At 54.6% G+C, this 15,069-nt stretch carries 15 protein-coding genes, 1 tRNA gene and 1 pseudogene; 11 read left to right on the top strand and 6 right to left on the bottom strand.

Annotation, left to right across the window (positions count from 1 at the left end):
* Positions 1–149 precede the first annotated feature (149 nt).
* Entirely contained in the window at positions 150–953 is an 804-nt protein-coding gene (locus tag ROLI_RS02530; protein ID WP_187429110.1) for an undecaprenyl-diphosphate phosphatase, read from the top strand.
* Here the strand turns inward: ROLI_RS02530 and ROLI_RS02525 are convergent.
* A complete protein-coding gene (locus tag ROLI_RS02525) occupies positions 950–1,933 on the bottom strand; it encodes a complex I NDUFA9 subunit family protein (RefSeq protein WP_187429109.1) in 984 nt (327 codons plus the stop codon). The genes ROLI_RS02530 and ROLI_RS02525 overlap by 4 nt on opposite strands.
* Positions 1,934–2,150: 217 nt before the next feature.
* On the opposite strand from ROLI_RS02525, the gene ROLI_RS02520 reads away from it, so the two are divergent.
* Positions 2,151–2,236 (top strand) — tRNA-Leu (locus tag ROLI_RS02520).
* 132 nt (positions 2,237–2,368) lie between these two features.
* Here ROLI_RS02520 and ROLI_RS02515 read toward each other — a convergent pair.
* Entirely contained in the window at positions 2,369–3,502 is a 1,134-nt protein-coding gene (locus ROLI_RS02515; protein WP_187429108.1) for a Fic family protein, read from the bottom strand.
* 438 nt (positions 3,503–3,940) lie between these two features.
* Here ROLI_RS02515 and ROLI_RS02510 point away from each other — a divergent pair, with 438 nt between their 5' ends.
* The gene (locus ROLI_RS02510) at positions 3,941–4,216 is read left to right on the top strand and encodes a hypothetical protein (RefSeq protein ID WP_222869417.1); all 276 of its coding nucleotides are present in this window, start codon (positions 3,941–3,943) and stop codon (positions 4,214–4,216) included.
* Between the two features lie 174 nt (positions 4,217–4,390).
* Here ROLI_RS02510 and ROLI_RS02505 read toward each other — a convergent pair whose 3' ends face one another.
* Positions 4,391–4,549 carry a hypothetical protein gene (locus ROLI_RS02505; protein WP_187429106.1) on the bottom strand — a complete coding sequence of 53 codons (159 nt, stop codon included), beginning with the start codon at positions 4,547–4,549 and terminating at the stop codon, positions 4,391–4,393.
* 345 nt (positions 4,550–4,894) lie between these two features.
* Between ROLI_RS02505 and ROLI_RS02500 the strand changes: the two are divergent.
* Positions 4,895–5,833: pseudogene (locus ROLI_RS02500) on the top strand (PQQ-dependent sugar dehydrogenase); the annotation flags it as partial.
* Positions 5,834–5,971: 138 nt separating this feature from the next.
* Here ROLI_RS02500 and ROLI_RS02495 read toward each other — a convergent pair.
* Positions 5,972–6,250, bottom strand: coding sequence for a hypothetical protein (locus ROLI_RS02495; protein ID WP_187429105.1), 279 nt, complete (start codon positions 6,248–6,250; stop codon positions 5,972–5,974).
* 33 nt (positions 6,251–6,283) lie between these two features.
* Positions 6,284–8,587 (bottom strand): DNA topoisomerase IV subunit A, encoded by a 2,304-nt coding sequence (locus ROLI_RS02490; protein WP_187429104.1) that lies wholly within the window; start codon positions 8,585–8,587, stop codon positions 6,284–6,286.
* Positions 8,588–8,777: 190 nt separating this feature from the next.
* Between ROLI_RS02490 and ROLI_RS02485 the strand changes: the two genes are divergently transcribed.
* From ROLI_RS02485 to ROLI_RS02460, 6 genes are all read left to right on the top strand, one after another.
* Positions 8,778–9,407 (top strand): SH3 domain-containing protein, encoded by a 630-nt coding sequence (locus ROLI_RS02485; RefSeq protein ID WP_187429103.1) that lies wholly within the window; start codon positions 8,778–8,780, stop codon positions 9,405–9,407.
* A 58-nt stretch (positions 9,408–9,465) separates the two neighbouring features.
* Entirely contained in the window at positions 9,466–10,296 is an 831-nt protein-coding gene (locus tag ROLI_RS02480) for an SDR family NAD(P)-dependent oxidoreductase (protein WP_187429102.1), read from the top strand.
* 81 nt (positions 10,297–10,377) lie between these two features.
* Positions 10,378–10,569, top strand: coding sequence for a twin transmembrane helix small protein (locus tag ROLI_RS02475; RefSeq protein ID WP_187429101.1), 192 nt, complete (start codon positions 10,378–10,380; stop codon positions 10,567–10,569).
* A gap of 18 nt (positions 10,570–10,587) precedes the next feature.
* Positions 10,588–11,160: a cob(I)yrinic acid a,c-diamide adenosyltransferase gene (locus ROLI_RS02470; protein ID WP_187429100.1), complete on the top strand. Its 573-nt coding sequence runs from the start codon at positions 10,588–10,590 to the stop codon at positions 11,158–11,160.
* A gap of 200 nt (positions 11,161–11,360) precedes the next feature.
* On the top strand, positions 11,361–12,119 hold the full coding sequence (locus tag ROLI_RS02465; protein ID WP_187429099.1) for an electron transfer flavoprotein subunit beta/FixA family protein: 759 nt from the start codon (positions 11,361–11,363) through the stop codon (positions 12,117–12,119).
* Positions 12,119–13,045, top strand: a complete 927-nt coding sequence (locus tag ROLI_RS02460; RefSeq protein ID WP_187429098.1) for an electron transfer flavoprotein subunit alpha/FixB family protein — start codon at positions 12,119–12,121, stop codon at positions 13,043–13,045. Before ROLI_RS02465 ends, ROLI_RS02460 begins: the two co-directional genes overlap by 1 nt.
* 155 nt (positions 13,046–13,200) lie before the next feature.
* Here ROLI_RS02460 and ROLI_RS02455 read toward each other — a convergent pair whose 3' ends face one another.
* Entirely contained in the window at positions 13,201–14,037 is an 837-nt protein-coding gene (locus ROLI_RS02455; protein WP_187429097.1) for a DUF6473 family protein, read from the bottom strand.
* 154 nt (positions 14,038–14,191) lie between these two features.
* Between ROLI_RS02455 and ROLI_RS02450 the strand changes: the two genes are divergently transcribed.
* On the top strand, positions 14,192–15,067 hold the full coding sequence (locus ROLI_RS02450) for a 3-hydroxybutyryl-CoA dehydrogenase (protein WP_187429096.1): 876 nt from the start codon (positions 14,192–14,194) through the stop codon (positions 15,065–15,067).
* The last annotated feature ends 2 nt before the right edge of the window (positions 15,068–15,069 follow it).

Raw genomic sequence — 15,069 nt, 5'->3', positions numbered from 1 at the left:
CTTCCCTATATATGTATATTTTTAGTCCATGGTGGAAAAATTAGAAAAATCAGAGCATTTAAAGGTCCATATCGGTCCTTTATTGGCGCTTTTCTTTTGATTCCCTCGCTTTATACCACAGGAAACCGCGATAGCCCGGAACCTTTTTGATGACCTTATTCCAGCTCTTCCTTGTCGCCGCCATTCAGGGCCTGACGGAATTCCTCCCCATCAGCTCTTCGGGCCATCTGGTGCTCCTGCCCGCCCTGACCGGGGGACCGGATCAGGGACTTGCCATTGACGTCGCGGTGCATGTTGGCACTCTCTTTGCAGTGGTCACTTACTTCTGGGCGGATGTGAAAATCGCACTCAACGGCACGATGCGATTACTGCGTGGACGCGTTGATACGAAGGGGGCCTTTCTGGCGCTTTGTCTCGCGATAAGCACCGTGCCCGTGATACTCGCCGGTGCCGCCATCAAACTCAGCGGATTAGACGAGGCAATGCGCTCCGTGACCGTGATAGGCTGGACGATGCTCGGGTTCGGCATTGTGCTCTACTGGGCTGACAAGACAGGCAAAACCGAACAAAAAGCCTCCGATTGGACGCTCAAGGATGCCGTTCTCATGGGCTTCGCTCAGGTCCTCGCACTGATCCCGGGCACATCCAGATCCGGCATCACCATCACCGCCGCGCGCCGCTTGGGCTATGCGCGCGAAGACGCCGCGAAATTGTCCATGTTGATGTCCATCCCCACAATCGCAGCCTCCGGCCTGCTTCTCAGCGTCGATGTGGTGCAAGAGGCGGATTGGGCCATCGCGCGGGATGGTCTCATCGCGGCGGTATTTGCCTTTTTCGCCGCGCTGATTGCCCTGATTTTAATGATGCGTTTACTGCGCAGCGTCAGCTTCACGCCCTATGTGATCTACAGGATCATATTGGGAATCGTCTTACTGATCTATGCCTACGTCTAGGGTCGCAGGTTTTGGGCAGATTTCTTGATCGCGTCGTATTGTCCGGACGGGCGAAACCGCCACAGGTAATCCGGCAAGACCGAGGACATTGAAATTGGCCTGATCCCGATATCTGCAAAGGTTTTGACGCCCTCACCGACGACATTGTCATTTGACAGATTGCGCACCTGATCGCGTGTAATCAATGTGTTGGTAAATAAACCGAGGCTCAGTTTCTGCAACATATCGAACCCAAACCCCATCAACCTCGCAACAAAAAATGGGGTGTTAATGACCAATTTGCGCCGGTGAATGACCTTCAACATCTGATGCATCAACGCCCGGAATGTCGCGATGTCCGGGCCGCCCAATTCATAGATGCCGGAAGCCACCGGGCCCGTCAGCGCACGTTCAGCCGCCTGAGCAACATCATCGACATAGACCGGTTGAAAGCGGGTATCTGCTCCGACAACGGGCAGGATTGGTCCCAGACAGCTCATGGAAGCAAAGCGATTGAAGAATTGATCTTCGGCACCAAAAACAATCGACGGGCGCAGAATGACAGCATCGGGGAAATGCTCCAAAACACCCGCCTCGCCCCGCGCCTTGGTCTGCGCATAGAGGCTTTCCGACGCCGCATCAGCACCAATGGCTGAAATGTGCACCACCCTATCCACGCCCTGCTCTCGCGCGATCCGGGCGATCCGTGTCGCACCCTCGGCCTGTACCGTATCGAACTGGTTCTTGCCTGTTTCTGCAAGGATCCCGACACAATTCACGACGGCATCTGCGCCTTTCATGACTGCCTGCACCGACGCATCATCGCGCACGTTGCACAGCACCGGTTCGACCTGACCGACCACGCCGTAAGGTTTAACGAACATCGCCTCGTTCGGACGGCGCACAGCGACACGCACACGCCAACCAGCTTTCGCCATGCGCCGCGCGATATAGCGCCCGACAAAACCCGAACCACCATAGATCGTCACCAGTTTTGGCATTGCTCGCTCCAACTTATCCACTTGCATTCGATGTACCTGCGCAAACTTCGCAAAACAAGGTGCAATTGAGCGCAGGCCTGCGTATGAAAACACATAGTCGCTTGCCAGAATATGAAGATTCGGCGCTTTATTTTGGGTCGTTTCGCGGAGTAATATAGAGCGAGTTTTCGTTTGACACCCCTCAGGCTTCAGCTTAAACGCTGGCGTCAGTTCACCTGCCCAGGTGGCGGAATGGTAGACGCGCTAGCTTCAGGTGCTAGTACTCGCAAGGGTGTGGAGGTTCGAGTCCTCTCCTGGGCACCATTATTTTTGTAAGTATTTTATTTTATTGATAAAAATTTCTTAGGTTCGATTCCCGCGGGCGAATTTGCACCAAAACCCGCAACACTTCCCGCAACATGCTGACTAACAGTACTGTCACTGAGTTAAGATGGGTTAGGTGCGGATTAACCGAATGAGTGGCTCAAATGCATAAAGTGCCGCACGACGTCCAGACGCGGGTTCTAGCTCCATCAATAGTCCCGCATCCATTAAGGCACGTGAAAGTCTAACAGCAGTGGGCTTGGGTATTCCAGCTCGTGTTGTAAACCTGTTGTTTCTGAATACCGGGCTTCCAAAAATGAAGTCTTGAGCAAATGGCGCCCACTGAGAGTTGAGGGTCTCTCTGAATACCGGTTTCATCTCTTCATACAGGCTGGCGATGGACTTTGCAGTTTCCAAATTGTGTTGAGCTTGTTCGGCGATCGCTTCCAAAAAGAACGCACACCAACCGGTCCAATCCCCTGAAGCCGAAACTTGACGCATACGTTCAATATACTCGACTTTTCGCTCTTCAAAGAATGCGCTGATGTAAAAATGTGGCTCGCTTATTAGCCCCTTTTTCCAGAGCAATAGAGTAATAATCATACGGCCGATTCTGCCATTTCCGTCATTGAACGGATGCAACGCTTCAAACTCTACGTGAGATATTGCGACGCTTAGAAGGGGCGGCAGGGCACCACCGTTCATAAAGTCGACTAGTTTCTCCATAGACGGCGCTAGCTGCCCGGGTGATATAGGAGTGAAATACACTTCGCGCCTAGCATCATCCCCAACATAATTTTGGTCTGTTTTGTATTGCCCCGGGTTTTTCGTTGCGCCGCGCCCAAAACCAAGCAGCGTCTTGTGCGCCGAACGTATCAAATGCTCGTTTATTGGATATCCGTCCTCCACGCTTCTTTGCGCTCTTTTCAGGGCGGCCGAGTAAAGCGCCACTTCAAGCGTCGTTGGCCTCACATCTGCCGGTCCCACATCTTCATCTGAGTCAGCTTCGTACCTTAAAACTTCGTCAATCGTCGAAATAGTTCCTTCCATCCGCGACGAAACCACGGCTTCTTGTCTGCGCAAAGGACTAACTAAGAAGTCGCTGTTGTGAAGCCCTAGGAGGGTTTGGTCATATCTTGCCAAGGCATCGCGTGCGTCCCCCATTGGACCAAACAGCTTTTCGTAGTCCAACGATGTCGGCGGAAACTTGTTGTAGTGATAGTCGACGTTTTTGTCGAAACTGTAGTGATCAATAGGTAGGCGCATACAACTTCTAGATTTGGCCCTCACACTCTAGGCTCTGTGATTCAGAAAGTCTAGTGAGTATCAAGTGTGCGATTCAAACCAACTTGTCAATCACTTTTTGCCAGTCTTGATCCTCAAACCATCCACGCTTGCACAGGATATACTCAAAGTCTTTAGTGAATCACATACACCTTATTATGAGCTACAACCTTATTCAGATCGATGAGCCTTCAGACTTGAAAATCCCGCAACAATTCCCGCAACAATTATAATATTGATACTCCTTAACTAATTGATAAATATAATATTTAGTGGGGTACAACAACTAGGTTCACAACGTCCCCTGGGCACCATTTTATAGGCTAAAAGCCTATTGTTTTCAAGCATTACAGGCACTTCTCCTCTTTCATCGGATACATTTCGGGATACAATGGGGATACATTGACTATGGCGGTGCTTATGAAGCTTGAACATGTTGTGATCAAAAGCGGGCGTAAAACCTTTCGCAGAAGAATTCCTCAAGACCTCCGTAAGGTAATTCCTAAGACGTTCTTTCAAGCCGCAATGAGCAGACAGGCGGAGGGTGTTGCCTTGGTCCGCGAACATGCAGCCCTAATGGATGCTTTTCAACGCTTGGTCTCGGATACCCGTTCAGGCTCATTAGAGCGCACCCCTGAGCAATACGTGGAAGAGGCACTGACATCACTGGGAGACCCGATGCCACCAAGGCGTTGATCACCTCAGCACGGCTGACTTCCTTGCCCGTGTTTTCAAGGTGGCGGTCTTGAAGGAGACCAATGGTTACAGCCACCTCAGGGCGCACCTGTTGGGCAGACCAAATGAGCGCGTTCTTATTGTTGGTCTGTGCTGCCCGCGTCTTCTTCCAATCCTCATAGGCGGAGAAGAATTTTAGCATCCCAAAGCCATGACTGGCGACATTGCGGAGATGGCGGATGTAACGGTGGCGATGGTCGTTTCCGCATTGGCGGGCCTGTGCGGGCGGTCTGCTGGCAGAGCCATGATAGCGTTTGTTTCGGTGTTCCAGTATTTTTGGGTAATGTCAGGCATGTTATATTGTCCTTTTAATGCATCCAGTCAGGTCAGTGGTTGCGCCGCTGAGAGACATTGAGAGTTTTGCGGGGTATCCATCCTATAAATTGGCCAGATCACTGCCTGTCAGATGGCCTGTTCCCGAGGCAAGTTCGTGCAGCAATCAGGAACACTACGTATGCGGACAGATTAAGCCAACCAAAAAACGAAAAAACCACAAGCATTCCAATGCAGTGCAAATTTGTAACCACGTTGCACTTGAGTGCCCGGTTGCCTGCTGAGGTCGCGTCTTCAAGTCCGTAGCAGGTGCCGTTAAGCTACAACTCAATCTTGGGCTTAACAACGTTTTAAACACGAGGGCAAATGAACTTACTCGCGAAAGCAACATCGCTCGTCGGTGGGACCGTTGCCGCCATGCGTCGCATCAACGCTCCAACGCACCAGGCGGTGGGGTTGCAGCCCGAAATTCCTGACGCACGGCGTCAGGGTATCATGACAATCAAAATGCCCGCTGCAGAAGGTTGGAAAGACGGAAGACTGCCAACTTGCGCAGATGGATTGAAGGTGAATGCATTCGCCACGGGACTTGATCACCCGCGCTGGATTGAGGTTCTTCCTAACGGTGACGTTCTGGTTGCGGAATCAAAGGAACAAGCGGGACCTCCGAAAACGCTGATGGATCACGCCGCGCAGGCGACGATGCGACGGGTGAAGGCCATTGGGAAGAGTGCGAACAGAGTGACACTTTGGCGGGATGAAGACGAAGATGGCGTCGCAGAAAACCGACATGTTTTTGTGGAAAATCAAAATCAGCCGTTTGGAATGGCACTCGTCGGCAACCGATTTTACCTTGGCAACACCGACGGAATCAAAGTGTTCGATTACGATGACGGCGCAACTCAACTCAATGGCAACGGAGAGACCTTGGTTGACTTCAAACCCCACGGCCATTGGACGCGCAGCCTGATCGTCTCGCCGGACAAGACAAAGATCTACGCGGGTGTTGGCTCCCTGAGCAATATCGCGGACCAGGGAATGGAGGTCGAAGTGGGGCGCGCCGCGATCTGGGAACTGGACGTGGCAACCGGGAAGGCGCGTATCTTTGCAACCGATCTGCGCAACGCTGTCGGAACAGCGTGGGAACCATCGACTGGCGTACTCTGGACCGTGGTAAATGAAAGAGATGGGCTTGGGGATGAAACGCCACCGGACTATCTGACTTCTGTCGTGGATGGTGGATTCTACGGCTGGCCATATTGCTACTGGGACAAGGTCGTCGATGACCGTGGCCAAGATCCTGCGGCTTGCATGTCTAAAAAAATCTCCTTGCATAATTGCAGGTATGCGTCGAATTGCTCTTCTGACATGCGCTCTTCGAATGGATCAAAGTGGGTCATCCCCTCAGAATACGCGCAGTAATATCCAAGCCTAGCAGCCACCTTATGCCGCTGACCAATACGGTGGATACATCGACGCCGAGAACGGCGACAATCGTTCATCGCGCGCCATGACCTGAACACTGGCGCGATGGTTCGGCTGGTTCTGCAAATCAGCGGCAGAAAACAGTGCCAGCATGCGGGCCAGCAGCGGTGCTGCTTTGACCCCGACGCGGAACGCCACCATGTTTCCGACATTCCCAAAGATCGCCTCGGACACCTCGGTATCGGCGACTGGGTTGGTGGTTCTTCTGACACGTGCAAAGCGGGCTTTGAGGGACAAAACCCGACGGCCAACGCAATAAAAACTCTAAGTTCAGGTGAATTTATTATCCCTCGGGAAACCACGCGGTGCCATACGACCCGCGCTGGCGCGCTTGCCCGCCCATTCCGCCAGTTCGGTCTCCGTCCGGGTCCGCCCTGCCGGATCAAGCCAGCTCAGGCCCTCGGCGCGGTTGAAGGTGGATGCATCGCTCAGACCACCATCCTTGTATTTTTGCAAACGCACGCCCTTGCCGCGGCCCATTTCGGGCAGCTCATCCAACCCGAAGACCAGCACCTTGCGGTTCTCACCCACCACGGCAACGGCGTCACCCACAATCGGCTTACACACCAAGGCCCGCGTTTCACCGCGCACATTCAACACCTGTTTGCCGGACCGCGTCTGCGCAATCACATCATCCTCCGGCACCACAAACCCGTCACCGGCGTTGGAAGCCACAAGCAATTTGCGTCCCGCCTGATGGGTCAGGATCGTAACGATTTCCGCCTCATTCGGGAGATCCACCATCAATCGCAACGGCTCGCCCATGCCGCGGCCGCCCGGCAGATTAGACGCCGAAACCGTATAAAAACGCCCGTTTGAGCCGAATACGAGCAGCCGGTCGGTCGTTTCCGCGTGGAATATGAAACGCGGCGCATCGCCGTCCTTGAATTTCAGCTCGCGGGTCAGATCAATATGCCCTGTCATCGCGCGCACCCAGCCCATTTGAGAACAAACAACCGTGATGGGTTCGCGGTCAATCATCGCCTCGATCGGAACCTCTTCGATCACCGCTCCTTCGGCAAAGGTGGAACGGCGCGCGCCACCCGCGTAATCCTTGCCGAATTGTTTCTTGGTCTCGCGCAGCTGTGCTGTGATGCTATCCCATTGAAGTTGAGGGTTTTCCAACAGGTCTTCGAGCCCCGCGCGTTCCTCCATCAGCGCGGATTGCTCGCGCAGCAACTCCATTTCCTCTAACCGGCGCAACGACCGCAGACGCATGTTCAGGATCGCCTCAACCTGCACCTCACTCAACTCGCCATCGCCCGGAGTGGGCGAAACGTAATCGGCCTCGCTCATCGCGCGGGCATGCGTCTTGCCCCAATCCTCGCGCATCAAGGCGGCCTTGGGATCGTCGTCATAGCGGATGATGTCGATCACACGGTCCAGATTGAGAAAGGCGATGATGAAGCCTTCGAGCACCTCGAGGCGATGATCGATCTTTTCCAGCCGATGCTGGGAGCGGCGGATCAGAACTTCCTGACGGTGATCGAGGAAGGCGCGCAACACCTCTTTCATCGAGCACACCTTGGGCGTCAAACCGTCGATCAACACATTCATATTGAGCGAAAAGCGCACCTCAAGATCGCAATTGCGAAACAACATACCCATCAGCACATCCGCATCCACCGAGCGCGAGCGCGGTTCGATGATCATGCGCACGTCTTCAGCGGATTCGTCGCGTACATCGGCAAGAATCGGGATTTTCTTGGTCTGGATCAGTTCGGCGATCTTTTCGATCAGCTTGGATTTCTGGACCTGATACGGGATTTCGGTGACAACAATCTGCCATTGACCGCGCCCGAGGTCCTCGATCTCCCAGCGGCACCGCAACCGGAACGATCCCCGCCCGGTGCGATAGGCCGTCGCGATATTTTCCGGCGGCTCAACGATCACCCCCCCGGTCGGGAAGTCCGGACCCGGCACAAATTTCAACAGCGTATCATCGCGCGTATCCGGCGTTTTGATCAGATGGATACAGGCGTCACAGAGTTCCGAAATGTTATGCGGCGGAATATTGGTCGCCATGCCGACGGCGATCCCGCTCGACCCATTGGCCAGCAGATTGGGGAATTGCGCAGGCAAGACGACCGGCTCGGTGAGCGTACCATCATAGTTTTCACGAAAATCAACGGCGTTCTCGTTTAACCCATCCAGCATCGCCTCGGCCACGGCGGTCATGCGGGCTTCGGTATATCGGCTGGCGGCGGGGTTGTCCCCGTCGATGTTGCCAAAATTCCCCTGGCCATCGACCAGCGGGTAGCGCACGTTGAAATCCTGCGCCAGCCGGGCCATCGCGTCATAAATCGCGGCGTCCCCATGCGGATGATAGTTGCCCATCACATCACCGGAAATCTTCGCGGATTTGCGAAAGCCGCCCGTTGAATTCAGACGCAATTCCCGCATCGCAAAGAGGATTCGTCGGTGCACCGGTTTGAGCCCGTCGCGCGCATCCGGCAGGGCGCGATGCATGATTGTGCTGAGCGCATAGGTCAGGTAACGCTCGCCCAAAGCCCGACGCAAGGGTTCGGACAGGTCAGCGGCGGGCATGTCGGGAGTGTCAATATCATCGGCCATCAGAAGCTGTCTATCGTTCCGGACATCGCCGAACAAGCGCGATATGACGGAATCGTAAGACCTCGGCGCGACCTGAAGACCCCGCACCGCAACAGCAATGACCACACCACCGGAAACCATTATTATTTGTTAAGGATCCAAATCCCTCAGTTTTGTGTTAGGCAGACAGGAAGTTGGGCGGGATAGAGTTATGAATCGATTCATTTTAGTTAGTTTTGCATTTTTGGCGCTGGGGTTTTACGAGATCAGCGGTGGTGCCGATTTCGATCCCATTGCGGCACGCGACGCCGCCGTGATCGCGCGGGCGGATCCTGATGTGCCTCTCGCATCTTCACACGACAAAATGCAGGCCATCGCGGCGGCATCGAGCGATGATGCCCCCACAGTGACGCGTCTTTCGCTTAGTTTAACATCATTTGATGATGCATTGAGCGCCCAGGAACCAGCGCCGCCACCAACCATCCTCGCCAAACCAGAGCCGCTTGCGCCGCTCACATCGCCCTCCATCGTCGGCGCGACCACTGTGACTTTTGACGCGACCCCGGATGAAGATGAGGTTTTGCCCAGCATTATTTTCTCCGGATCACGCGCGCAGGCCTCTTCCCAAAGTGTGTCAGCGCCCCGCGACATCCGCTTTGTGTCGGCCGCAGTGGTGAATATGCGCGGCGGACCGGGAACGGGCTTTGATGTAGTATCCAAGCTGCAACGCAATACAGAAGTCGAAATACTTCAGGACGATGGCACGGGTTGGGTGAAATTACGCGCTGTCTCCGGTGGGCCGGAGGGCTGGATCGCGGACTACCTGCTCAGCAACGGATAGGCTTGCACAGCCTCGCCGCAATCGTCATTGCTTTGCGCGATCGATCTCGAAAGACCCCATGACGCAAAAAACCATACTGATCACCGGCTGCTCTTCGGGCATCGGATATTGCTGCGCGGTGGGCCTCAAAGCGCGCGGTTGGCGGGTGTTTGCCGCCTGTCGCAAGCCGGAGGATTGCGCACGTCTGCGCATGGAGGGGTTTGAAAGCCCACAACTGGACTACGCGGACCCTGCGAGTATTGACGCCGCCCTCGCGCAGGTTCTGGCCGCAACCGGTGGCCGTTTGGACGTGCTTTTCAACAATGGCGCACATGGCACACCGGGGGCGGTCGAAGATCTGCCAACGGACGCATTACGGGCCATTTTCGAGGTCAATTTCTTTGGCTGGCACCAGCTAACGCGCGCCGTCATCCCGGTTATGCGCGCCCAGGGGCATGGCCGCATCATTCAATGCTCCTCTGTTCTGGGCTTCATCACACTGCCCTGGCGCGGGGCGTATAATGCCACGAAATACGCCCTCGAAGGCCTGACGGACACGCTGCGCATCGAAATGCGCGACACGCCCATCCATATTGTCCTGATCGAACCGGGCCCCGTGACATCGAAAATCCGTCAGAACTCAGCGCGTCATTTCGAACGCTGGGTTGATTGGCGCAACTCCGTGCGCCGCGTGCAATATGAAACCGGGCTGAACAAGCGCCTCTATGAAACGCGCGGACCCGATGCTTTTGAATTGCCTGCAAATGCTGTTTTGAGCAAGCTCATCCGGGCCGTGGATGACCCGCGCCCTAATCCGCGGTACTATGTCACGACACCGACCTATCTTATGGGGATATTGCGCCGCTTGCTGCCGACGCGGGCGCTCGATTGGGTTCTTTCGCGCACCTAGGGTCGGGAAAACACAAAAAGCGGTTCGCTTTTGTCAATTGCCCGCCTACATGTGCGGCTGGGATCGAAAAGGAAGAATGCCGTGGGTGACACAATATTCATAATCGCCGTGATCGCCTGTATTGCTGTGGTGATTGTCTTGATGCTGGGTCTTGGTGGATTCGCCAAAGGCGGCGCGTTCAATAAGAAGAACTCGAACAAGTTGATGCGATACAGGCTCGGAGCGCAATTCGTGGCCGTCTGCCTGATCGTTGCTTATGTGCTTTTGCGCTGAAAAAGAGGTAAACAAACCATGGTGGTTCTGAACAAAATCTACACGAAAACCGGCGATGCGGGCGAAACCGCGCTCGGAAACGGTTCCCGTGTCGCAAAACATGCGCTGCGTGTGACCGCCTACGGGACTTCGGATGAGTTGAACTCTTTTGTTGGTGTCGCGCGCCTGCAAGCGCGCGGGGATATGGACGACGCGCTAAGCCGCATTCAGAACGATCTCTTTGATCTGGGCGCAGATCTTTGTCGGCCCGACATCGAGCAGGACGGCGAAGCAGAATACCCGCCTTTGCGGATGATCAGCGCTCAAGTCGACCGATTGGAAGCAGAAATTGACGCGATGAACGCAAACCTTGATGCGTTGCGCAGTTTCATTCTTCCGGGGGGCTCTGCTTTATCTGCGCATATGCATGTGTGCCGCACGGTCTCAAGGCGCGCCGAACGGCTTTGCGTGGAATTGGCGAGCATGGAAGTAATCAATACGGCGGCCGTCAAATATCTGAACCGTCTGAGTGATTGGTTTTTCGTAGCAGCGCGCCACGCCAATAACGGTGGCAAGGATGATGTTTTGTGGGTGCCCGGTGCCAACCGCTAGGCCAAATTTGTAGTAGCGGAAAAGGAACGTGATCGGGAATTTTCGCCACAATCCAGTGGAATCATAGGAAACGCGGCGTTCTTGTGCCCAGGCATGACGATTTTACGCTGTTTCATGCGCACCGCCTTGGGTAAACCACTTCTCAGACAACGTCAGACTTGCGCATTGTGTGAGTCGCAATTCCAAGGAGATAACCGCCAATGAAGGTTCTAGTACCTGTCAAACGCGTGATCGACTACAACGTAAAGGTCCGCGTCAAAGCGGATGGTTCGGGTGTTGATCTTGCCAACGTGAAAATGTCGATGAACCCGTTTGACGAGATTTCCGTCGAGCAGGCCATCCGTTTGAAAGAAGCCGGTCAGGCCGATGAGGTCGTGGTGGTTTCGATTGGTGTCAAGCAAAGTCAGGAAACCCTGCGCACGGCATTGGCGATGGGCGCGGACCGCGCCATTCTGGTGATCGCAGCCGATGATGTGCATCAAGACATCGAGCCGTTGAGCGTGGCCAAGATCCTCAAGGCCATCGTGGACGAAGAGCAGCCCGGTCTGGTGCTATGCGGAAAGCAGGCGATTGATAATGATATGAACGCCACCGGTCAGATGCTGAGCGCTTTGATGGGCTGGAGCCAGGCGACCTTTGCTTCAGAAGTTGCGATTGAAGGCGATCACGCTGTGGTCAGCCGCGAAGTGGATGGCGGCATGCAGACGATCAAAGTGACCATGCCCACGGTCATCACCGTGGATTTGCGCCTCAACGAGCCACGCTATGCGTCACTGCCCAACATCATGAAGGCCAAGAAAAAGCCGATGGAGGAGAAAACCGCCGCCGATTACGGCGTTGATGTGACGCCGCGGCTGGAGATTGTCAAAACCGTCGAGCCGGAAACGCGGGCCGCGGGCATAAAGGTCGGTTCTGTTGATGAACTGGTATCGAAACTCAAAGAAGCGGGGGCTGTGTAATGGCTGTTCTACTCCTTGCAGAAGTTACCGACGGCGAATTGGCAATGGATGCCACGGCAAAGGCGGTTACGGCCGCGAAAATGCTGGGCGATGTCACTGTGCTCGCGGCGGGTGGGTCGGCTGCGGCGGCTGGTGAAGCGGCTGCCAAAATCGACGGTGTCAGCAAAGTGCTGGTGGCTGAGGATGCATCCTTGGGTCATCGCCTTGCAGAATCCACCGCCGCGCTGATCGTTTCGCTCTCGGGCGATTACGAGCATATCGTTGCACCCGCGACCACGGACGCCAAGAATGTCATGCCCCGCGTGGCAGCTTTGCTCGATGTGATGGTGATCTCTGACGCATCGGGTGTGGTGGATGGCACTACATTCGAGCGGCCCATCTATGCGGGCAACGCGGTTCAAACCGTGAAATCCGCCGATGCGATCAAGGTTATCACCTTCCGGACATCGACCTTTGATGCAGCCGGTGAGGGAGGGTCTGCGTCAGTAGAATCGATATCCGCCGTGACCAACCCCGGATTGAGTGAATGGGTTGAGGATAAGGTCGCGGCCAGTGACCGTCCCGAGTTGACCTCTGCAGGTGTGGTTGTATCGGGTGGTCGTGGTGTGGGGTCGGAAGATGATTTTGCCTTGATCGAAAAGCTTGCAGATAAGCTCGGCGCAGCGGTCGGCGCATCACGTGCGGCGGTCGATTCCGGGTACGCCCCCAATGATTGGCAAGTCGGACAAACCGGCAAGGTCGTCGCACCTGATCTTTACGTGGCCGTGGGAATTTCGGGTGCGATCCAGCATCTTGCGGGCATGAAGGATTCCAAGATCATTGTCGCCATCAATAAGGATGAGGAGGCCCCGATTTTTCAGGTTGCCGACTACGGCCTTGTGGCGGATCTGTTCACCGCCGTCCCAGAACTTATTGAGAAACTATAAGGCGTTTTGGCCCAAGCATGCATTTCTTTTAGATGTCTGACATTCGATAATTTCGAAGAAAAAGGCGATCCGGGATGTGTCATACTGAAGCCGGAACGTTCTAGGAGAACAGTTTGTTAATCGTAAGGGTCGCGCAAACCTCTGCGCGGCTCTTTTTATATCATTGAATGCAAAACCTTACCTAGCTTTAGCGCCACCTCGCCATGCGCCTTTGGACCCAGCATTTCCGCCGCCGCCATGGCTTCCATCTGGCTGAAAACCATCCCATCAACACCCGCTGCAAGCGCCTGTGGCGTTGCGACAACCTCGACGTATCCATCCGCAATCGAGTTCAAATCTTTGAGCATCTTTCGTGTTACGAAAAGAGGCGCCTTCTCCATCGAAGGGTTCACCCCGACAGGTCCTTCTTCCAGCGGCGGATGATCCGAAAACCAGAGCAGCACCTTTTGCCCTGAAATCCGGTTCATCAGCAGCTTCATGCGTGCCGACCAGGCCATTTGCAATTCAGCTTTGACTGCGGAAAATCGGTCGGTCGAAACCTCGAGCAGGCAACTCAACATGTGCTTGGTGAAGTGAAACTCCGCGAAATCGACCTCTGGATATATTGACATCAGCAGTGTTGAGGCACTTACAAACCGATCATTGCGCCGGGGATGCACCGTGTAAAAACGATTTGAAAGGTTCTGCGCACCGATCACCTGAATCACAGTGACTTCCGCGCCATTTGCAGCGTCACCCAACATCTGATCGCATAACATGACATCAATTCCCGCATTGGAAATGCCGAAATTGATGCAATTTACGCCCAAATCGCTTTCTACCAGCGCCGGATACGGGCACTTTATAAACTTCCCATAGGTCTCGGTACCGCCAAGAAAGGCAACATAGGGGACATCTATCCTACGTTCAGGCCCTCTGAACAGTAATTTCGAATTGCCATAACGACACGGCGCATAATCGAGAGCCCCCGCTCCCAATACGTCATAGGTCATAAACCCACCTCACTTAAATCACCCACTGTTCAATCTGCACCACCCGCCCTTACATTTTGTTAAACCGACAATTTGATCTGCATTTTTACGAACGCTTGACCTTGCGACCGACTGAACATGCACCGTAGGATGAGCCAAAGAAAAGGGGCGTCCGATGGACATCAAAACAATCGGGATTGTGGGTGCAGGCCAAATGGGCAATGGGATTGCGCATGTTATGGCCTTGGCCGGATATGACATCGTCCTGAATGATATCAGTCAGGATGCGCTGGACACGGCGATGGCCTTGATGGCCAAAAACATGGAGCGCCAGGTTTCGCGCGGCAAAATCACGCAGGACGACCAATCGCAGGCTTTGCAACGTATCAAGACCACGCCAAATCTGATCGAACTCGGCACGGTGGACCTTATTATCGAGGCGGCCACCGAACGGGAATCGGTCAAACAAGCGATCTTCGAAGATCTTTTGCCTCATCTTGAACCGCATACGATCCTGACGTCGAACACGTCGTCGATCTCCATTACACGGCTGGCGAGCCGGACCGACCGGCCCGAGAAATTCATGGGGTTCCACTTCATGAACCCCGTACCGGTGATGCAATTGGTGGAACTTATTCGCGGCATCGCAACGGATGAGCCGACCTTTGCCGCCTGCAAAAAAGTGGTGGACCGTCTGGGGAAAACGGCGGCCTCCGCCGAGGATTTTCCGGCCTTCATCGTCAACCGGATATTGATGCCGATGATCAATGAGGCCGTTTATACGCTCTATGAAGGGGTTGGCAGCGTTCAATCCATCGATAGCTCAATGAAATTGGGGGCCAATCACCCCATGGGCCCGCTGGAACTTGCGGATTTTATCGGTCTGGACACCTGCCTTGCCATCATGAACGTGCTGCATGACGGGCTCGCGGACACGAAATACAGGCCCTGCCCTTTGCTGACAAAATACGTTGAGGCTGGCTGGCTGGGGCGCAAAACCGATCGCGGGTTTTATGATTACAGAGGCGACACGCCGGTACCCACCCGCTAGGT

This window comes from Roseobacter fucihabitans, assembly GCF_014337925.2.
Lineage (GTDB): Bacteria > Pseudomonadota > Alphaproteobacteria > Rhodobacterales > Rhodobacteraceae > Roseobacter > Roseobacter fucihabitans.
The sequence above is the reverse complement of the archived record's forward strand: the minus strand, read 5'-3'. Positions and strand labels throughout refer to the sequence as shown.